This window comes from Gracilibacillus boraciitolerans JCM 21714, assembly GCF_000521485.1.
GTDB lineage: Bacteria > Bacillota > Bacilli > Bacillales > Amphibacillaceae > Gracilibacillus > Gracilibacillus boraciitolerans.
This window is the reverse complement of sequence record NZ_BAVS01000009.1, coordinates 1-21,489: the sequence shown is the minus strand read 5'-3', so window position 1 is coordinate 21,489 and position 21,489 is coordinate 1. Positions and strand designations below refer to the sequence as shown.

Here is a 21,489-nt window from a genome sequence, read left to right as displayed (position 1 = left end):
CCACTCGTTAGTGAAAAATAATTATATTTCCGCCATACCAATTTAGATGATATGACCATTAACTTTAGTGTACCTGTACAGACACCCATTCGCGAATTGTTATAAAGCGTCCATTGAAGAATATATTCTTTCTTTTATTTTTTTGTCTCAAAGTTTTAGAGTCTTACTCTCCAACCATCCCATCTGCGTCATTATCTCGCATATAAGTATAACCAATGGTTGTCATGGATAGGCATGCTGAAACCTGCATCTTTTGCTTCTTGTATGGTCACTTGTCCATTACCATTCACATCAACGCTAGACACATCCCCCCCTTTTTCATCGGAACTAGATGGATTTGAATTAGAAGTGTCCTCGCTATCTGTTAAACCTAGTGACTCATTAACATCATCGGGATTGACATTATTGAACGTATCTACTATCTCATTACCATTTATTGTGTACGTATACTGATACTTTGAAGGTATTTGGGTTTCTGTGTCTGCATAAGAGATAATGGCTTCAAAATGGCTTGCGCCACCTGCGTTACGTATCGCATCTTCCATGTAGGCTTGATCACCGTGTCGGTTAAGTGTACTTTCTTGAGGTGTGATATTATATGCGTTGGATACGCCACCAAGCGAATCCGCAATCACATGTCCTTCATCGAGTACATCACTTTCAACACCTGGTACTTTCGCTTCGTCTGAGAAATATCTGCCCGATGATAATACATCTTCTGTATCGTCATCCTGCAAAATAATTTCCTCTGCAACTACCCTTACCAACTGACCATGCTCGTTCGTAAATGCCCAATACTCTCGATCTCCAAAGCCAATATCTACGACAACACTTGATTCTCGATTTCCACTTAATTCTCCACCATCTACATTTATTAGTTCGTATCCTGAAAACAAGTCATCATTTGTTTCAATTGGCGTTTCCTCTACCTCTGGTTCATCAACAACCTTAGTAGAAGCTTCTTCTTCACTATCTTTATTAGTATTAGCTGGGGTTACTTCTTGCGAATCCGTTTCTTTATCTGTTTCACTATTCTTATTTGTATTAACTGTGGTTACTTCTTGTGGATCTGTTTCTTTATCTGTAATGGATGCATCTTCTACGTTGGTACAACCAAACATAAAGATGGTCGTTAAAAGTAAGATTAAATAGTTCATTTTCTTTTTCATTTTAGAACGCTCCTATAATAGTTTCATATTGTCCATTCTATAAATCTTGAATTGTTAAAATAGGTTAATTATTGATACTTCCAATTACTTTAAGAACATCAGCTTTATCAAATCTATCCCCCTTTTCTGCTGCATTAGTTGGAGAACTGAATTTTCATAATCTTTAAGTACATTTTACCACATAATGTTATAAAACATTGGTAAATCAACGAAGATATGTCTGCGATTTACAGTGCTAAAAAGTATATAAATACAAATCCATATACCATTTACAATGTTTCTCTACGAAAACGGAGATACTTAATAGAAAATCAAGTTTTTTTATTGACTTAATTTCTATCAAAGAAATTTTCCTTTTTATAATGTATTGCTGATAGTACCCATTCTTTTAGAAGTGATTCCATTTTATATATCGGTCTATCTACTTTTTTAAACATTTTCCTTACAGTATGTGTAAATTCAGTATCATTTAATGTATCTATATCATCCCTAGTACACTTAGAATCAATTAATTGGACATATGTATTATAAAAATACTCTATGGATTGAATATCAAATGTAGGATCATTTACCAAAACCTTAACCTGATCGAAAAAGTATTTTTTTAAGCCCATAGGTAGATTGGTAGATTCAATATAATCTTTTAATTGATCTTCTTGATTATGGTTTTGGTCTTGTGTGTTATTTTTATGTATATTATCTTTATGTGTATTATCTTTTATATTTATTCTATTATCTGCTGATTTTGTGCTTCCCATTTTGGGCTTCTCATTTTGGGCTTCCGAAAATCGGAAGCTCATAGCTTTAGCTGATTCCTTGTTTTCTAATTCTTGTACTTCCACGTTTGTAAAAGGGGGGGTTAAATTAAAATAATAAATATAATCCCATTTTTTACCTTCCCTTCTTCTTAACTGAATTATATATTTTTCCTCTACTAATTCTTCCCATGCATTTGCAACACTCGTTTTTTTGTTTTTTGGAAATCTTGTATAAACTTCTGTTTTATTCAAATTCCAAGTTTCAGGATAGGATTGTAAATTACAAAGTAAACCAATAGCTTGTAAACTTAACCTGGGATGTTGTAGTAAACCTCTGGGAATTATTTCAAATCCTTTATCTTTTGCATAATTTTTTATATTTCCTTTAGACATAATAAAAGCTCCTTCTCATTTTAATTTTGAGAAGAAGCCCCACCAATTTTTACCCCCCCGAATGTTATAATCATTTATATAAAACTATTAAGAAATTATGTAAGATGTTACTAGAATGTATTGACCTTTTTTTTAATATGTTTTATAATCATTATATAATTTAATCAGATTTTTTCGAGGGAGTCCTTCTACTTTGGCGAGTGGTGGGGACTTCTTTTTCTTTGTATAACAATTTTTTGTTACTTTATGTAAGATTATATCATGTTTTGTGGAATTGTGAATACATTTTATTGTAATTTCTTTTTAAAATGAGACTTAAATAATCTGTAATGTCCGTAAAAATCGGAGCGCAGTAGATAAATTCTTTTTATATAATCATGTCGTTTAATTCTTAACTCTTCCTTTAAATTTTTTAGGATTTTCATAAAAAAACAAACAAAAAGCACCATATAAAGCATCATTATAATAATATGATCGTGCTTCTGATGGACGGGGAATCTATTTCACAAATTTATCATCATGATTTCCCCCCCTCAGTAAAATAACCTGGTCACCATATTGTTGTTTTAATTCCATGAATCGTTTAACCAATCCACACGAATCGACCATATCCCCCCCTAGAAACACTAATGTTTCTGTTTGTTGCTTATATTTTTTAGTAATTCATCTAATTAACTTATGCAACCATGTACATCTGATAAAATAAAACGCATTTTAAACACCTCTCGTTATAATTTAAAAACGACAGATATTAAGCATGATTGTTATAATACCTGTCTTAATTAACCTTTTTAAAATTTTACCTATCCATTGGTTGATTGGGAGTATTCTGATCTCCCTTGTATTCGTTTATACATTCCTCACATTCAACAAAAAACCCTGTATATCTTTCTACCATTCGTAGTTCGGCTTCTGTATTTGAAACCCCACAACACATGCATTCTTTTACTACCAATGCCATATTTCTTCTCTTCCTTTCTTTGTTATATGTTAAAAATTTGTTGTGCTTCTTCATCTTCAAAATCATTCGCATGAAACACACTGTCTGAAAACATATCGACCGTTCTTCTTTTTGCTTGATTTCCAATTAATAAGCTCAACACCTGAAACTTATCCTTTTCTTTATGTCGATTAAAAGATGTAATAAAATCTTGAGAAATATTGTCTTGGCCATCTGTAATGAATATAATGTCAGCATCTTTAAAACGACTTTTATTTATAATCTTTTCACTTAGCATTAAAGGTTGAGTGAAATTTGTTCCACCGTCTAAAAAATTATTACAAAGTTCGACCATTTGAGAGGTAGATATTTTCCCTTTTGGATATTCTTTGTTATACGCCTTGTCGCTAAAGTTGATTAAAGCAAAGTCACGCTTTTGTTTTTTGGCAATACTCATAAGGGCAAGCGCAAAACCTTTGGATTGATCATCTAACTTTCTCATTGAACCTGATTGATCCAAACAAAGAATGATAGATCCTTTTCCTAAAGTGCTTTTTCCTTCGCTGTTGTATTGCAATGTCTGTCCTTCTGCTAATCTTCTAAGAAAGTCAGCTTTCGCTTGTGGAATAGCTAAATAAAGCATTTCGCTAGGCAATATCCGGTCTATTTCATTTCCAGTCGTTACACCGGATTTAGATATAGATTCCTTTGACTTTTGCTTTTGCTTAGATTGAGCTATTCTTTTGAATCTACCAGTCCATTCAGCGATACGTTTCATCTTATGATTAGTTTTTAAGTGAGCAGCAAGAGTAAATTGATCTCGTAAGGGGGGGATCTTTTTCATTTCTGCTTGTCCTTTTCCTGCTTCCATTCCACCTAAAAAATTTTCCATATTTACTTTGGTTTGTTTTGCTTCTTTTGTTGCTTCTGTTAGGATTTGAGATAATTGATCGCTGTTTTTATCTTGCTTTAATGAATCTGAAAGAGCTTTATTAAACTGTTCCATAGCTTGCTGATATTCTTTGGAATGTTTATTATCCAATGTAGTATTAATCTGCATGTTTTCATAAGACTGCTTCAAGCTTTCATCTTTTTCTATTTTCTCTTTTATCCATTCCATTGTTTTTTCAGAGAAACCAATAGTGGATAGAGCTGAATGAAGATCATCCAGTATAGTAAATTGATGTGTATCATGAAAAGCATCTTCCTGAAGCATACGGTCCATTATCGAATGGTTGTTATATAAATCCATTTCGATACCTTCTTGATCCAGTAAAGATGGTTTGTTTTTATAAAAGCTACTCCACATATCACCGATTAACTGATCAAATTGCGGAATATCTTCACCTTGTTTTTTAATTTCCTTCAGTCCTTTTGACATTTTCAATAGTTCGTTAAACCTTCTTTTATCAAATGAATCTGCATTAATAGTAGGTTTTTGATAAACATGTTCTTTTCTTTTTAAGGCATTAGCCATTTAAAAACTCCTTTCAAATCGAATATTAAAATACAGACAACCTTATTTGATTGCCTGTTTATTTCTTCTAAAATATACCTAGCTGTTTAGTAGCGTATTCATCCCTCGTATTCTTTAGATAATCGACAAATTGCTGTTGTTTTGTCGCATCATCTAATTGGATCTTAGCCACTTCATCAGCTAGAGCTTTTAATTTTTTCATAATTTCTAACTCGTCTTTAGCTATATCACTATGCAATAACTCAATTAACTCATTTGCGTTTTGCTTCAATTGTTCAAACTTTACTTCGTTTACATCCGAACAATGGTCATACACAATATCACGAACGGTGTTTCGTTGTTCAGGTGTTTCCCAAAGTGTATTACTTAAAAGTCCTAAGTCTTTTAAGACTACTTGCGTACGTTGATCAATAAAAGCTTTTGCCTGCAATAGTGAAAGTGATTGTTTAAATCTTCTGTCAGATGGTCTGATACCTTCATCTTTTAATTCTGTACGGATAGTAGCCAACGTGTTTATTGCATTATCTGGAATAATTATTTGCGCTACTTCCGATTGGTATTGTTTTAATTCATCCAATGTTATGGTAGGAATTTGAACATTGTTATCTCCTTTTAATAAAGAAATAAATGCTTTTTCTTCCTTGATGTAATCTACCTCGTAACGTAGCAGAAAACGATCAAACAAGGCTTCTAACCCTTCCCCTTCTTCGGGATACTCATTAGATGAACCAACAATACTCATCAAAGGAGTTTGTACTGGTGAACCGTTATTATAAAACAACCGTTCATTGATGATAGTAAGTAAGCTGTTTAAAATAGCACTATTTGCTTTAAAGATTTCATCTAAGAAACCAAAATGAGCTTCAGGTAGCTTATGACTTGTATTTCGCTTGTAAACCCCCCCTTGCTCTAATTCTTTTAGTGATAATACTCCGAATAATTCTTCAGGAGTGGAAAATTGGGAAAGTAACCATTGAAAATAGTTACTCCCTTGAACAATATTTCCTAATTCACTAGAAAGTTGAGATTTACCTGTTCCTGCATCACCAATGAATAAAACGTGTTGCTTAGATAACATAGCTGTCAATAACGCTTCGACTTCTCCTTCTCTTTCATAGTATTTTTGATTTAACGCTGCTTGAATATCTTGAATTTTAGACATAATAATAATCTCTCCTTTAATTTTTTTATCTATTTAACTCTCTTTTTTTATGATTTAATTCAACTTCTTTTAAGTCATTACCTCTCTCTATCTCAGAAGCAATTTTTTCTAAACTGGCAGCTATTTTAGGAACATCGCCTTCATAGAAATTGCGCCCAAGTACGGTATTAAAAAATTCTAATGGCATAACTATACTCTCCTTTATTATTTTCTATTGACATATTTATTGGTAAGTGCCATAGCACTTGCACGTAAATCGTCTAACTGATCTTCTAAGGACTCAACATGTAATGAAATGTTATCCCGATAATTTTTATAGGTGTTAGCTACTCGTTTTGCATCTTCAATCGCATCTTGAATTTTCTTCTTCGGCACATCCATATTTTCAAGCTCCTGGCATCTTGCTAAGGCTTGCATAAATTCATTTTCAAGTTTTTTAAGCACCATATCACGATTATCTGATGTGTCATACAATGGTATAACTACACCTTCTGAATGAAGATCCGTACATAATTGCTGTAACATCTTTAATTCATTCGTAAAAGAAGCAGGTACAAAATAAACTCCACCATTTGGTCTTACAGCTGTGGGTGCTAAAGAGGAAAGATATTTCGACACCATCACACGTAATTGCTGTGACGAGTAAAACCGCATATAGCGTTCAAATTTATGTTTGGATTGATGTGCTAACTCCTTTGCTAGTTCTTCACTATCTTTGGCAATTACTTTAAACGTGCCATTCTTTTTATCCAATTCAATAATGGCAGCATCGACACGATAGTTTAATCGTTTGCCTGATTGATCTACTTCTTCAACAACAATATTTCGTTGTACCGTTTTCGTGTCCGCATATACTTCTCTTGTTAAGAAGTTTTGCAATATATTAGGATTTTTGGTTGGTACTTTCTTCTTTTGAATTTCTGTTGTAGTTCTCCTGAAAGCGTCAGATGGTCTAATTTCATTTGGTAACCAGGAGTGATCGATTCCAATGTTATCGAACAGTTTAGATAGATCCTCCCGAGTGACTTCCACTTCTGAGTGGATGGAATACCAAAAGATGCTACCTAAAGCACCTTCACCTTTACTTTCCATTGCTACGACATTTCCGTTACGAATGTTTTCATTTACACTCATTAACATCTCTCCCTTTCTATAAAAAATAAGTCAAGCAACTAGTAAAGCCGCTTGACTGTTTCTTCTCTTTAGAGATAACCTTTTTCTTTTAAGGAAATAAAATTACCATCACCGATAATAATATGATCCAATACTTCAATTCCAATCATTTTCCCTGATTCTTTCAATCTCTTTGTTACCTGTACATCTTCGTTTGACGGAATGGGATCTCCACTTGGATGGTTATGGCACACGATAATAGAACCACTCGCTTTCTTAATAGCAATACGAAATACTTCACGTGGATGAACAATGGAAGCATTCAAAGACCCTATAAATACAGTTTCTTTGTGTATTACTTTATTTTTCGTATCTAAAAACAATGCAACAAAATGCTCTTGTTTTAAATACCTCATTTCATTCATTAAATGATCAGCTGCATCTTCTGGGGGAACGGATAATATATTTATCCTCTTTATGAGCAATAGCATATTTTCCTAAGTTAATAGCGTTAAATATTCTTTCTGCTTTTACTCTACCCACACCTTCAATCTGCATTAATTCTTCCACAGTAACATCGAATAAATCATATTGTGATACTGCTTCTGAAATAGCTATTCCTTCTTTTTCCCCCCCTACTAAATTAATGAATAAATCTCTCATTTATATCTCTCCCTTTAAAATTTCTTTTGAATTTTCTCTCTTCTTTATAAAATCTAAATTTGTTGAATATCTTCGATTAGACACTCTTTGCAACAATAATTTTCTCCTTCATATTCCATTGCATCTACTTCATTTTCATTGGTGATCGTTTCATCACAAATAAAGCAATTTGCAATACGGACTGGAAGTACATCATCCAATGGATCATTTTGTGATATATAACCACGCTGATTCATTTGAGTAATGTCAGGGTGTTCTAAGCTCATTTTTAAACTCCTTTCTTTTTGATTTTTTATATAAATAAAAAACATTCCTTGCCTACATGCAAACGCACATAGAAAATCAAGAAATGTTTTAATATATCAATCTATTTTTTTATAAATTTACTACATAACAAAATAATTTTAATCGTTCATGCACTCTGTAAATGAGGACATTAAATACATTTTACGATGCCTTTCCTCTTGAAATAGAGGATGCGCAACCACTCAAAGAGTGAATAAAAAAATAATAATACAAGTAAATCATAGCAAAGTATTTAACATATATCAAATACTTTTTATACAAAGTTTTATAAACTTACTTTTTATATTACGTTTCTTTATTAGATTAAATAATATTTTATATATACTGATAAGTAATTTTATCTAATTACTTAATTTTATAAAGAAACAAATAATGTTATAATTGATTAATATTAAATTAATACTTATATATAATATATTATTTATAATCAAACGTTTAATATTACATAAATGTATACATATTATGAAACTTAATATTAATTTTCTGAATTTAATATTATAGAAAATGCGAGATAGTCGATGGGTTTCTATTAGGGTAGGATTTTAATGAAAAATCAAAGGAGAGATCATTATGAAGTTACTTTTCGAATTACATCTCCTTATTATAGCCATTAATTAATTAAACATATAATTACGTAATATAAATAGTTTAATTAATTTTATAAAAAAACAATTCATTTTATAGTTAATGAATATAATAATGATTTTTATACTTATTATGTTCATAATAAACAAACGTTTAATATTACATAAATGTATACATATAAAAAACATAATCTTAAAATTTTAAAATTAATTATATAAAAACGTTGAGATAGTTGACGGATTTCGATTAGAATAGGATTATAGTAAAAATCGAAGGAGAGATTAATATGAGTAAGGTCATTACTTTTGGATTACAAAAAGGCGGTGTTGGCAAAAGCACAACAGTTGGTGTCGTATCTCATTTATTTGCTAAAGATGGATACAAAGTGTTAGTTGTGGATATGGATTCTCAAGGAAATGTGTCAGAAACTTTATCAGGTTTATCTTCCAATGAATTTGAAGATAAATCTATATTTGAAGCTATCATTACAAAAAATCCAAAAGAATATATTTATAAGGCAGATGAAAAAATTGATTTGATACCAGCAAATAATTATTTAGCCTTATTTCCAAAATGGATTTATACAAATGATTATTTCGGAGATACATTTGATTTAAACGGGAAAGCATATGAACAATTAAAGCTAACTTTAGATTCTATTAAAGATGATTACGACTATATATTAATTGATACACCCCCCCCTGCTTTATCAGAACAAACTACAAATGCTCTGATTGCTAGTGATTATGTAGTGACTATGTATGAATGTTCGCAATATTGCTATTCTGCTATTGAAAATTTCTTCAAATCCATTGAGTCTGCCCAATCCATCCAGGAGAGAACCTATAATAAAGGGTTGAGGAAACTAGGTATATTAAGGACATTAACTGATAAAAGACGATCTGATGCTAAAATGTTTAACGAATTAATAGAAAGTGATTATCCTGAGTTAGTGTTTAATACTATTATTACAAGGAAGGCTAGTACAGGTAGATTACCAGTTTTCGGATTTAATGCAGACAATAAAGAATTAAATGATGCAATTAAAGAGTATAAGGATTTCTACAAAGAACTGTTGGCTCGAATTGAAAGGACTGAATAAAAACATGGCGAATACAACACAACAATTACAGGAAAAAATGAAGAAAATGCAGGAAAAAAAGAAGGGGGGGAAAAACCCACAGGATGAATTACTAGAAAGGGAAGTAGTAGAAGAAAAGAATACTCCTGTAAAAGACGAAAAATCACAAACAGAATCTACAACAAATGCTGCTAAAAATACAAAAGAAGAACCTAGTGCAAGTGTTAATACTATTAGTGAAACGGAAGAGGATAAAAGTGATAAGGAAGAAAAGAAAAAACAATTAAAAGCAAAGTTGAAACCTCAAAAAGTCGAGGATACACATATCAGAAGGACCTTTCATGTCAAGAAGGAATTATCAAAAAGATTAGATAAACTAGCTGGGAAAAGTCATGGCTTCAAAACGGAATTTATTAATTTTGCAATAGAACAGGCATTAGATGAATTGGAAGAAGAAATTGATTAGTATTAATATAATGTAAGTTATTGTGTGTAATAAAAAGTAACATAAAACGTTTAAGTAAATGTAAACATATATAATATTAAATATTAAGAAGTCTTATTCCATATAAGCATGGTCTCGAGAAACAAGCATTGGATAATATAATGGGAAAACACCTTTAAATACAAGGAAGTCTATTTAAAAAACTAGATGATACACCAAAATTAGCAAGAAGCAATATAAGGGATCACATGGATCTCTATAAACATGAACAGCATCATTAATAAATAGATTATCAATAACCGACATCTATTTATTTTGGGTAGTCGGTTATCCTTGTCCATCATGGAGCAATTTTTTCCTGTACCAGAATCTGATACAGGAAAGAGTTGATCAGTAAAATGGGAAAAGGACAAAAATTATAACCCCTCCTTATTTGATTATATAGCAAGCAGTTAGAAAAAAGTAATCCATAATAAGCTAAAAGTTAAAATAGGAAAAATATTTTTTCTCGCATAAAGAGAGGTCGATGAAATTGGCTACTTGCCAATTGATTTTGAAGACTTCAAGTTGTTTTTCCAGCAACTTGATGTGATATATGAAAAGAAAAGTACAATTTTAACTACAAAATACAAATTTTAACAATGAGGAGATATGTTTCAGGACGTCAAAAATAGCTACTACCATCATAGACCGAGTTCTCATTGGTGAACATAACTGGAGATTCTTGCCGACACTTCCTTGAGTAACTCTTCATACGTGTGGGAACTGTTTATCATTTATAAATCCGATAATTTTTTTCTGAATTTATAAAATTACTGTTTGTGGGATGAATATACTATAAAATTTGATATAATTGTATCATAAATTTATTGAACAGGTGATTACCTTTTAGGGGGGGGTGTGTACAAAATGAAGGTATTTAACAATACTACGAAAGTAGTAAAAGATGATTTAGAGCAGGTTATACTACCAAATAGTCGTATTTCTATTGCAGCTGGTTATTTTTCCATCTATGCTTACCAAGAATTAAAGAAACAGTTAAGTAAAATAGACTCCTTACGTTTTATTTTTACATCTCCTACTTTTGCTTCAGAACAGTTTCCAAAGGAAAAAAGAGAATTCTACATACCGCGATTAAAAAGAGAAACAGGTCTATATGGTACTGAATTTGAAGTAAAACTCAAAAATAAATTAACCCAGAAGGCTATTGCTAAAGAGTGTGCGGATTGGATTAGGAAAAAGGTAACCTTTAAATCTAACTCAACACAAGATAATATGGGTGGATTCTTAAATGTTGAGAATAAAGATGACCAGAAGTTAACATACATGCCCCTAAATGGATTCACAAGAGTTGATATAGGTTGTGAGAAAGGTAAGAACGCCTACAATATGATAAATAAATTTGATGCACCATTTAGTAGTGAATACGTTCAACTCTTTGAAAATGTTTGGGATGATGATAAGCGTCTTCAAGATGTTACAGAAGAAGTGATTGAGACTATTTCAGAGGTTTATCAGGAAAATCCGGCGGAATTGATCTACTTTTTAACTCTATTTAATATTTTTAGTGAATTCCTAGATGATATAACAGATGATGTGCTGCCAAATGATGCAACTGGTTTTAAAAATAGTGTTATTTGGAACAAACTTTACAATTTTCAACAAGACGCTGCACTAGCAATAATCAATAAACTTGAAACGTATAACGGGTGTATTCTAGCTGATAGTGTTGGTCTTGGTAAAACTTTTACTTCGCTGGCAGTGATAAAATACTATGAAAACCGCAACAAAAACGTTTTGGTTCTATGTCCTAAAAAACTGAAAGATAACTGGATGACTTTTAGAGGAAACCTAATCAACAATCCACTTGAAAAAGACCGTCTACGATATGATGTTTTATTTCACACAGACTTATCTCGTGAGCGTGGAGATTCTGCAATTGGTTTGGCCCTTGATCGAATCAACTGGGGGGGGAATTACGATTTAGTGGTTATAGATGAATCACACAACTTTCGTAACGGAGGCACAACAAACGGTGAATTTGATGAAAAGGAAAATCGGTATTTAAAATTACTGAACAAAGTTATACGTTCAGGAGTAACAACTAAAGTTTTGATGCTTTCTGCTACCCCTGTTAATAATCGGTTTTATGATTTGAGAAATCAACTTGCTTTGGCATATGAGGGTAAAACAGAGCTAATCAATTCAAAGCTCAACATTAAGTCAGATATTGATTCGATTTTTAAACAAGCCCAAAGAATCTATAACAATTGGAGTAAGCAACCACCTGAACTTCGAACTACGGATACATTGCTTAAACAGTTAAGTTTTGATTTTTTTGAGGTATTAGATAGTGTAACAATAGCGCGTTCAAGAAAACACATACAGCGTTATTATGATACTACTGAAGTTGGTACATTCCCGCAAAGAAAAGAACCAATTTCTAAACGTCCAAAATTGACAACATTGAATAATGCAATTAACTATGAACAAATATATGAACAATTAGCTGGTTTAAACTTATCTATTTATACTCCTACGAACTATATTCTTCCTAGTAGGTTAAGTAATTATATGGATTTGGATTCGGAAGACAGTAGACGTTTAACTCAAAGTGGACGTGAGGAAGGAATCCGTCGTTTAATGAGCATTAACTTGCTGAAAAGGATGGAGAGTTCAGTTCATTCCTTTAAATTGACAGTTAAACGAATTTATGGCCAAATTATCAAGACGATTAAAACAATAGAAGAGTTCCGTTCAAATGCAGAAATTACTGTTAGAGATATCGATTATAATGATTTGGATTTAGATGATCAAAACATAGATATATTTTGGGTAGGAAAAAGTTTAGAATAGACATCAATGATATGGATTACTTATCATGGAAAAGGGATTTAACCGCAGATAAAGAGGTCCTTGAATTGTTAATCCTAATGATTGAGGATATAACACCAGAATACGATTCAAAACTTAATGAATTATTGAATGTCATAGAAAACAAAATTGATAATCCTATAAATAAGGAAAATAAAAAGGTTATTGTTTTCACTGCTTTTTCTGACACAGCAGAATACCTGTACGAAAATGTAAGTGAGTTTGTTAAAAATCAATATGGTTTGAATACTGCGTTAATTACGGGATCAACTGACAAAACAACTATTAAAAAATTTCCAAATGATATGAACACTATTTTAACTTGTTTTTCCCCCCAATTTCAAAGGATAAAGAATTGGTTACACCAAATGACAAAAATAATATTGATATTTTAATAGCAACGGATTGTATATCAGAAGGACAAAACCTACAAGATTGTGACTACTGTATAAATTATGATATTCATTGGAACCCAGTACGTATTATCCAGCGTTTTGGACGAGTTGACCGTATTGGAAGTAAAAATTCAGTGATTCAATTAGTGAACTTTTGGCCAGATATAGCGTTAGATGATTACATCAACTTAAAGAGTCGTGTAGAGTCAAGAATGCGTATATCTGTAATGACCTCCACGGGTGATGATGATTATATAAATCAAGATGAGAGTGGAGATTTAATATATCGGCGTAAACAGTTGGAAAGACTTCAGAATGAGGTTGTAGATTTAGAGGAAATGACCACTGGAATATCCATAATGGACTTGGGTTTAAATGAATTCAGAATGGACTTACTTGCTTATATAAAAGAAAATCCGAATTTGGAACGGACTCCATCAGGCATTCATGCAGTAGTATATGGGGGGGGAAAACCTGGAGTGATTTTTGTATTAAAAAACATAAATAGAATTGGAGATGTCGAAAGTCATAATAGGCTTCATCCATTCTACATTGTCTATATTGGTGATGATGGTGTCGTAATAATAAATCACCTTGAACCGAAAGCAATACTTGATATGATGCGGTATCTTTCACGTGATGGAAAAGAGCCCGATATGGAGGCGTGCCATATCTTCAATCAAGAAACAAATGATGGAAGAAGGATGGAACGAATGTCTAATCTGCTTCAGCAAGCAATTTCATCTATTATTACAGTTAAAGAAGAAAGTGATTTAGACAGTTTCTTTGGTGCTGGACAAACTACATTTTTAGCTAATAATATATCTGGTCTGGATGACTTTGAGTTATTATGCTTCTTGGTGGTGTTAGACGATGCTCAGATTTCCAAGCAAAGCTAAAGTGGAGCGTATTATACCCAAAGATGCATTCTACAAGAATCTCAACCTCAAAAGTGATATAAAAGAAAAATTTGTTTCAGATATTAAACGGATAGTATTGGAATTCAAACTATCATCAGATACTTTAAACGTTGATAAAGGCAAAGAAACATCAGAAATCCTTGTTCTATCTATTGAGTTAAAAAAACAGGAAATAGATTATCGTATTGTTGAAAATATAGCACGTCAAAATGCTCATAAATTGATATTTCTATTGAATTTTCAAGATAAAGGACAATTGGCAATCTTTTATAACAAACTTTATAAAACAAATTGGATCCCATTAGAAGAAATAAACCTGATCGCGAAAGGTCTTAATCTTGATATCATTTGGGATGAATATATCGAACAAATTACTTTGAAAAAGAATGTTATTTCTAATACTGATAACATTACCGTAGAAGAAAAACTGCAAAAACAAGACTATATTCAAAAATTACAAAAAGAAATTAAAAGATTAGAAAAAAGATCACGAAAAGAAAAACAGCCTAAACAACGTTTTGAACAATTTACTCGTCTTCAAGAATTAAAGGAAAAATTAGCTCAAGAAAAAGGAGAATGATAATGGATAAACTAAAAATGCATTCTTTGAACAAAATAAAGGATAACGCTAGTAAAATCGGTGAGTTATTTCCTAACACATTGACGGAAGTAATTAAAGGTCATAATGAAGATGGCACTCCGATAGTAGAAAAGGTTATTGATTTTGTTTTGCTACAACAAGAACTTTCCGATTTTATAGTGGAGGGACCCGAGGAGCGTTATCAATTCACTTGGCCAGATAAAAAAAATTCGATATTACTAGCTAATGCTCCTATTACCAAAACTTTACGTCCTTGTAGAGAAGAAAGTTTAAGTTTCGATTACACCGAAAATCTATATATTGAGGGAGATAATCTAGAAGCTCTTAAATTGTTGCAAGAAACTTATCTGGGAAAGGTTAAAATGATTTATATTGATCCACCATACAACACTGGTAACGATTTTATCTATGAAGATGATTTTAGAATTGACCATGATTTCTATCTTGCTAATAGTGGGCAGTTTGATGAAGAAGGTAATCGTCTTGTACAAAATCTAGAAAGCAATGGAAGATTTCATACCGATTGGATAAACATGTTTTATCCCCCCCGTATAAAATTAGCAAAGAATTTACTAACTGATGATGGGATCATTTTTATTAGTATAGATGACAATGAACTTGAGAATGCTCAAAAGGTTTGTAATGAACTTTTTGGAAAGTCTAATCATATTGCAACTTTGGCTGTACAGTTGAATCCTCGTGGCAGACATCTGGATAAATTTGTTGCAAGAACTCATGAATCTATCCTAATCTATGGTAAAAACATTCAACTTTCTTCTACAATGGGTGGTGTTCCAAAAGAAGGAAGGATGATTGAGGAGTATAACAAAGTAGATTCCTTTGGTAAATATAGAATCCTTGGATTAAGGAATCGAAATCAATCGTTTAATCCTGTAACTAGGCCAAATCTATATTATGCTTTATACGTTAATCCGAAAAATGGACAAGTTTCGTTAACAAAAGATGAAACATTCACTGATGAAGTTTGGCCTGATGCTCCTGATGGAACTAAAACATGTTGGACATGGGCGAAGCAAAAAGTTTTAAAAGAAAATAATCTTCTTATTGCTGAAAAGTCTGGGGGGGAAGAATGGAGGATTTATCGAAAGGACTACCTTTCGGACCCAAATGGAAATGTTGCTAAAACTTTAATTAAGTCACTCTGGACAGATAAAGAAATAACAAACGATTACGGAAGAAAAGTTATTAAGGATTTATTTGGAACTAGTATCATGGATTTTCCTAAAGCAGTTGAGTTAATTAAAAAACTTATAATTACTGGTACAGATGAGAATTCAATTGTTATGGATTTCTTTTCTGGTTCCGCGACAACTGCACATGCTGTTATGGAGTTAAATGCTGAAGATGACGGTAATCGTAAGTTTATCATGGTTCAGTTAGCAGAAGAAACGGATGTTAAATCTGCTGCTTTTAAAGCAAGGTATAAAACAATATCTCAAATTGGAAAAGAACGAATCCGACTTGCAGGAAAAAAAATATTGGAAGATAACTTTGAAGTAGTCGGAAAATTAGATATTGGTTTTCGCGTATTGAAAGTTGATTCTACTAACATGCAGGATGTTTACTATCACCCTACAGAGTATACGCAAGACTTGATATCTGAACTTGAAAATAATATAAAGATAGATCGTACTCCTGAAGATCTATTATTCCAAGTTATGTTAGATCTAGGAGTGTTACTATCGAGCAAAATTGAAGAAATGACAATAGGTGGTAAAAAAGTATTCACCGTGGCCGAAGGTTACTTAATTGCATGCTTTGAAAACGAAGTTACCAGTGAAGTGATTACTGAAATTGCCAAAAGGAATCCTTATTATGCGGTATTCCGTGATAGTAGTATAGCAAACGACAGCGTGGCAACTAACTTTGACCAAATTTTTGAAACGTATAGTCCTACTACAGTAAGAAAGGTACTGTAGAGGAGGTGTCCAGATGAAGTTTAAATTTAAAGTCCAACAATATCAAACTGAAGCAGTAAATAGTGTAGTCCAAATTTTTGAAGCTCAACCTTTTAGCAGTCGAGTTAACTATGTAAGAGATATAGGAATAAAAGAGAAAAAACAAGCCTATCAAACATCTTTGTTTTCTGATCTGGAATTGGCAGATGTGGATGAGAATACCGGTTTCAAAAATGCAGATTTGACATTAACAGACTCCCAACTACTTTTGAACATCAAGAATATGCAAGCTCATAATAATATAAAGCAATCTGAAAAAATAGTGAGTGGTTTAGGAAGATGTAGTTTAGATGTAGAAATGGAAACTGGTACTGGTAAAACATATGCTTACATTAAATCTATTTTTGAACTAAACAAAAAGTACGGATGGAGTAAATTTATTATAGTTGTCCCTTCGATCGCCATACGTGAAGGGGGGGTAAAAAAATCCTTTGAAATAACACAAGAACATTTTATAGAGCACTATGGAAAAAAAATACGATACTTTATCTACAACAGTAAGAACCTTACAGATCTTGATAGTTTTAGTTCTAATGCAGGAATAAACGTAATGATAATCAATATACAAGCGTTTAACACAACAATGAAAGAAGGAGGAAGAAGTAAAGAAGCTCGTCGTATATACGAAAAATTAGATGACTTTGGAAGCAGAAGGCCAATTGACGTTATAAAAGCAAATCAACCTATACTTATCTTGGACGAGCCTCAAAAGATGGGGGGGAGAAAAGACACAGAAAGCATTAGCGAATTTTGATCCGTTGTTTAGTTTGAATTATTCTGCTACTCATACCCATAAGCATAACCTAGTATATGTGTTAGATGCTGTAGATGCCTATAACAAGAAATTAGTGAAAAAAATTGAAGTGAAAGGTTTTGAGGTAAAGAATTTCAGAGGAACGGATAAATTCTTGTATCTGGAGAACATTATAATTTCATCAAATAAGCCGCCAAGAGTAAAAATAGAACTTGAGATTAAATATAATAAATCTATAAACCGTGAAACACGTATTCTTGACGTGGGCGATGATCTTTACCATGAATCAAAAAAATTGGAACAGTACAGGGGGATATCTGATTAGCGAAATTGACCCTATAAGCGGTACTGTTACTTTTACTAATGGAGAAATACTCTCTCGCGGCGAAGTTGTAGGTGATGTTTCCGAAAGAGACATGCGTAGGATACAAGTAAGGGAAACAATCATTTCTCACTTTGAAAAGGAAAAGCAACTATTTGAATTTGGCATTAAGACCCTTTCTTTATTTTTTATCGACGAAGTAGCTAAATACCGTGTATATAACGTGGATGGTGAAGAAGAAAACTCTGAGTATGGAGAGATGTTCGAACAAGAGTATATTAATGTACTGAATGATTACATTACACTCGAAGATACACCATACGTTCGATATTTAAAAGGAATAGACCCTAATACGACTCATACGGGATATTTCAGTATTGATAAACATGGACGTAAAGTGGATAGTCCTACTAAAAGAGGGTCTGATGAAAGTGATGATATTTCAGCCTATGATTTGATACTAAAAAACAAAGAACGACTTCTTGACTTTAAAGAGCCTGTTCGTTTTATCTTTTCGCATTCTGCTCTCCGAGAAGGATGGGACAACCCTAATGTCTTTCAAATATGTACATTAAAACATGGAGGGATAAGCCCGATACAAAAGCGCCAAGAAGTTGGCCGTGGACTTCGTTTATGCGTAAATCAAAACGGAGAGCGAATGGACCTAGAAAAAATAGGCGATGCAGTCCACTCTATAAATGTGTTAACTGTTGTTGCAAGTGAAGGTTATAAAGACTTTGTTGCAGATTTGCAGACAGGTATTAAAGAAGCACTGTATGATCGTCCAACTAAAGCTACTCCTGAATACTTTTCTGGTAAAACAATTATTGTTGATGAACAACCAGTGGTAATAGACGCTAATCAAGCCAGGGATATTTATCGGTACCTTATTAAGAATGATTATATTGATGATAATGACAGTGTTACCAATGAATACAGAACCGACTTGAAAAATGAGTTATTATCTCCTTTACCAGAAGGTATAAAAAATCTGGGAGAAGGTATTCATACTTTAATTCAAAGTGTATTTGATGAGAATGTACTAAAAGAAATGATTGATAATGGAAATAAGACAAAGATTACAGAAAATCCTTTAAATGATAACTTTTATAAAAAGGAATTCAAAGAATTGTGGGGGGGTTACATTAACCATCAATATGCCTATTCTGTTGAATTTGATAGCGATGAACTGATTCAAAAATGCATAAGACATATCAACGAAAATATGTCAGTAACCCAATTAAAATATACAGTTACTTCTGGTCAACAAAATGCAAATTTAGATGAGCACTCTATAGAACGTAAAGAAAGTTTTAAATCACTAAAATCAAGAACAGAAACACTGCAACATGCAGCAACTAGCCAGATTAAATATGACCTTGTTGGGAAGATTGCTGAAGGTACTACACTGACTAGGAGAACAGTAGTGAAAATTTTATCAGGTATTCAAAATCACATATTTGCATTGTTTAAACAAAACCCTGAAGAATTTATCACTAAAGCAATTCGCTTAATTAAGGAACAAAAAGCAACCATGATTGTAGAACACATTCAATACAATCAAATTGATAAGCAGTATGATAGTACAATATTTACTACTGATAAAGGATCAGCAGATTTTACAAAAGCATTTAAAGCGAAAAAGCATGTGCAAGACTATGTCTTTACAGACGGTATAGCAGAGAAAAGCGTTGAGCGGAAATTCGCAGAAGATATGGATATAGCTGACGAAGTCAGTGTATACGCAAAATTACCAAAAGGATTTGCAATCCCAACACCTGTTGGAAATTACTCACCCGATTGGGCCATTGCATTTTACCAAGGTGCTGTTAAACATATCTACTTTATAGCTGAAACAAAAGGTAGCATGAGTAGTCTTGATATCCGCCCAATTGAGAAGGCAAAAATTGCTTGTGCTAAAAGAGTATTTAATAGTATTTCAACGAATAAAGTAAAATACCACGAAGTGGATAGTTATCAAAGTCTACTTGATGTAATGGAAAAAATATAAAAACGTATAACAATTATTTTTAGGAGTCAACTTAAGTAATAGTTGACTCCTATTTCTTTAAAATTAAATAAGCACGGGGTGTATGGATGCATATAATTAAGAACAAGTATGTTGAAAAAATTAAGAAAACAAGGTTTTTGCTTGAGTATAGAGTATGCTCAATTTTAGAAAAACATGGTTGGAAAGTGGGGTGTCTATTTAATCCCATTTACCAATATCCGACAAAACAGGTATGGGGGGGTAACAAAAGGGTAACGCAATCAAAAAAAACAGTTCATTAATCTAAGTGAAAGATGTTACTCTTTTGTTTTATTAAAATATTGATATGAAGTACTTCAAATAATGATTGTGAAAATGTTATCTCCTAAGGCAAGATGGATGTCCTGATAGAAAGCGTAAATTTATCCTGACTATTAATTTATTCAGATGGATATATATTTTACTTTTATGTTTCTTTTATGGGCTTAACTTGTACTCGTAACAGATCTCGCAAGATCAGCAGCACCTTTTTCCTTATAGCCGGATTAAAATACCTTCGCTTTTCCTCTTTACGTTTAGCATAATAAGTATACTCGGTAAACCCCCCCTCTGATCTATCCGTCAGTAACACTTTTAATTGATTAATATGCATTTGTTGCTTCAGCTTTTTTCTTTCCTCAATAGCTTTTCTCTCAGCTACTTCCAATAACTTTATGTAAGGTTCATTAATTTTAAAAATGCTGTTGTTACGTAATGTGTTTAAATCCTTCTGAATGACTTCAATGGCCATACTTAAAAACAAATACCGGCTAGCGATTTTAAATTCTTCATCAGTTATGTTTCGCATAATATTTCACCTCAGTAATAAGAACATTTGTTCTTATTATACGCTATGTGAAGTAATTTATACAATATAAAATAATTGGAAGGAATTTTATATATTATGTCAAATAAGTATACATGTCATAGTGAAATTGGAGGTTATTCTGTTGAATGATGAATATTTGAAAATGGTTGAAAAGGATTCAAAGAACATCCCAGAAGCAGACCGAGAACATTTTATTCGATTTATGACAGATGAAAAATATCAACAAGAAAAAATGTTAGAGTATTTGGCAAATACATTAAATCAAAAAGTAACAAGAGAGTTATTGAAGAAGGCACTTAAATAATTGGTGTCTTTTTTATTTTTTCCCGTTAGTTTCGTATTATTAATTGCTCTTCCAGATCTTAAAAAGATCTTTTAAATGTCTATGTATCTAATGCAGAGATGAAGCGGAGATTCTATTGATTTTGGTAAAATGAATCTTATGTTTTTTTACTTTTTTGAAAGTATATTGGGACTGAGGTAAGTATATGTATAACAACGAATTAATAAGAAAACAGTATGTTAATAAACCATCATAATCTGAACTTTAAATGTAATATATTACTTAATCCTGAATTATTCATAAAAAATTTTAAAACAGTCAAATCCCTTGTTTTAATGAGGGTTGTAACCAAAACATCATTCACTTAAAAAATGAAAAAAGAACCCATTTCTGCTAAAGTTAAAAGTACGA

Annotated in this window: 20 protein-coding genes and 2 pseudogenes; 12 read left to right on the top strand and 10 right to left on the bottom strand. The window is 32.1% G+C overall.

Features of this window, described 5'->3' with window-relative positions:
- Positions 1-163 precede the first annotated feature (163 nt).
- The 9 genes and pseudogenes from JCM21714_RS07660 to JCM21714_RS07630 all read right to left on the bottom strand — a co-directional run bounded on the left by JCM21714_RS07660 (position 164) and on the right by JCM21714_RS07630 (position 7,941).
- Positions 164-1,169: pseudogene (locus JCM21714_RS07660) on the bottom strand (DNA/RNA non-specific endonuclease).
- Between the two features lie 329 nt (positions 1,170-1,498).
- Positions 1,499-2,320: a hypothetical protein gene (locus JCM21714_RS18245; protein WP_052000455.1), complete on the bottom strand. Its 822-nt coding sequence runs from the start codon at positions 2,318-2,320 to the stop codon at positions 1,499-1,501.
- Positions 2,321-3,303: 983 nt separating this feature from the next.
- Positions 3,304-4,737: a VWA domain-containing protein gene (locus JCM21714_RS07650; RefSeq protein ID WP_035723087.1), complete on the bottom strand. Its 1,434-nt coding sequence runs from the start codon at positions 4,735-4,737 to the stop codon at positions 3,304-3,306.
- Positions 4,738-4,804: 67 nt separating this feature from the next.
- The gene (locus tag JCM21714_RS07645; RefSeq protein ID WP_035723085.1) at positions 4,805-5,899 is read right to left on the bottom strand and encodes an AAA family ATPase; all 1,095 of its coding nucleotides are present in this window, start codon (positions 5,897-5,899) and stop codon (positions 4,805-4,807) included.
- Positions 5,900-5,924: 25 nt separating this feature from the next.
- On the bottom strand, positions 5,925-6,086 hold the full coding sequence (locus tag JCM21714_RS20355) for a hypothetical protein (protein WP_162833700.1): 162 nt from the start codon (positions 6,084-6,086) through the stop codon (positions 5,925-5,927).
- A 17-nt stretch (positions 6,087-6,103) separates the two neighbouring features.
- Positions 6,104-7,033 (bottom strand): DUF6744 family protein, encoded by a 930-nt coding sequence (locus JCM21714_RS07640; RefSeq protein WP_035723082.1) that lies wholly within the window; start codon positions 7,031-7,033, stop codon positions 6,104-6,106.
- A 68-nt stretch (positions 7,034-7,101) separates the two neighbouring features.
- Positions 7,102-7,437, bottom strand: a complete 336-nt coding sequence (radC, locus tag JCM21714_RS19170; RefSeq protein ID WP_052000454.1) for a RadC family protein — start codon at positions 7,435-7,437, stop codon at positions 7,102-7,104.
- 7 nt (positions 7,438-7,444) lie between these two features.
- The gene (locus JCM21714_RS24695; protein WP_052000453.1) at positions 7,445-7,675 is read right to left on the bottom strand and encodes a Mov34/MPN/PAD-1 family protein; all 231 of its coding nucleotides are present in this window, start codon (positions 7,673-7,675) and stop codon (positions 7,445-7,447) included.
- Positions 7,676-7,728: 53 nt separating this feature from the next.
- Positions 7,729-7,941 (bottom strand): hypothetical protein, encoded by a 213-nt coding sequence (locus JCM21714_RS07630; protein WP_035723080.1) that lies wholly within the window; start codon positions 7,939-7,941, stop codon positions 7,729-7,731.
- Positions 7,942-8,852: 911 nt separating this feature from the next.
- On the opposite strand from JCM21714_RS07630, the gene JCM21714_RS07625 reads away from it, so the two are divergent.
- The 11 genes and pseudogenes from JCM21714_RS07625 to JCM21714_RS07600 all read left to right on the top strand — a co-directional run bounded on the left by JCM21714_RS07625 (position 8,853) and on the right by JCM21714_RS07600 (position 19,948).
- Positions 8,853-9,668, top strand: coding sequence for a ParA family protein (locus JCM21714_RS07625; RefSeq protein WP_035723079.1), 816 nt, complete (start codon positions 8,853-8,855; stop codon positions 9,666-9,668).
- 4 nt (positions 9,669-9,672) lie between these two features.
- A complete protein-coding gene (locus JCM21714_RS07620; protein ID WP_148294994.1) occupies positions 9,673-10,113 on the top strand; it encodes a hypothetical protein in 441 nt (146 codons plus the stop codon).
- Between the two features lie 501 nt (positions 10,114-10,614).
- Positions 10,615-10,792 (top strand): annotated as a pseudogene (locus JCM21714_RS24690) (ATP-binding protein); the annotation flags it as partial.
- 209 nt (positions 10,793-11,001) lie between these two features.
- Positions 11,002-12,948, top strand: a complete 1,947-nt coding sequence (locus JCM21714_RS21135) for an SNF2-related protein (protein WP_235182688.1) — start codon at positions 11,002-11,004, stop codon at positions 12,946-12,948.
- A gap of 11 nt (positions 12,949-12,959) precedes the next feature.
- On the top strand, positions 12,960-13,361 hold the full coding sequence (locus JCM21714_RS21130; protein WP_235182687.1) for a hypothetical protein: 402 nt from the start codon (positions 12,960-12,962) through the stop codon (positions 13,359-13,361).
- Entirely contained in the window at positions 13,322-14,260 is a 939-nt protein-coding gene (locus JCM21714_RS21125) for a C-terminal helicase domain-containing protein (protein WP_235182686.1), read from the top strand. The genes JCM21714_RS21130 and JCM21714_RS21125 overlap by 40 nt, the downstream gene beginning before the upstream one ends.
- Positions 14,235-14,861, top strand: coding sequence for a DUF4391 domain-containing protein (locus tag JCM21714_RS07610; RefSeq protein ID WP_035723074.1), 627 nt, complete (start codon positions 14,235-14,237; stop codon positions 14,859-14,861). Before JCM21714_RS21125 ends, JCM21714_RS07610 begins: the two co-directional genes overlap by 26 nt.
- 2 nt (positions 14,862-14,863) lie before the next feature.
- Positions 14,864-16,822, top strand: a complete 1,959-nt coding sequence (locus tag JCM21714_RS07605; protein ID WP_035723072.1) for a site-specific DNA-methyltransferase — start codon at positions 14,864-14,866, stop codon at positions 16,820-16,822.
- A gap of 13 nt (positions 16,823-16,835) precedes the next feature.
- A complete protein-coding gene (locus JCM21714_RS21120; protein ID WP_235182685.1) occupies positions 16,836-17,615 on the top strand; it encodes a DEAD/DEAH box helicase family protein in 780 nt (259 codons plus the stop codon).
- Positions 17,616-17,673: 58 nt separating this feature from the next.
- Complete coding sequence (locus tag JCM21714_RS21115; RefSeq protein ID WP_235182684.1) at positions 17,674-17,940, top strand: hypothetical protein; 267 nt, start codon at positions 17,674-17,676, stop codon at positions 17,938-17,940.
- Positions 17,897-19,948, top strand: a complete 2,052-nt coding sequence (locus tag JCM21714_RS07600; protein WP_235182683.1) for a restriction endonuclease — start codon at positions 17,897-17,899, stop codon at positions 19,946-19,948. Before JCM21714_RS21115 ends, JCM21714_RS07600 begins: the two co-directional genes overlap by 44 nt.
- A 445-nt stretch (positions 19,949-20,393) precedes the next feature.
- On the opposite strand, the gene JCM21714_RS07590 is transcribed toward JCM21714_RS07600, so the two are convergent.
- A complete protein-coding gene (locus JCM21714_RS07590) occupies positions 20,394-20,774 on the bottom strand; it encodes a YhjD family protein (protein WP_035723069.1) in 381 nt (126 codons plus the stop codon).
- 142 nt (positions 20,775-20,916) lie between these two features.
- On the opposite strand from JCM21714_RS07590, the gene JCM21714_RS07585 reads away from it, so the two are divergent.
- Entirely contained in the window at positions 20,917-21,099 is a 183-nt protein-coding gene (locus tag JCM21714_RS07585) for a hypothetical protein (RefSeq protein ID WP_035723067.1), read from the top strand.
- Positions 21,100-21,489 lie beyond the last annotated feature (390 nt).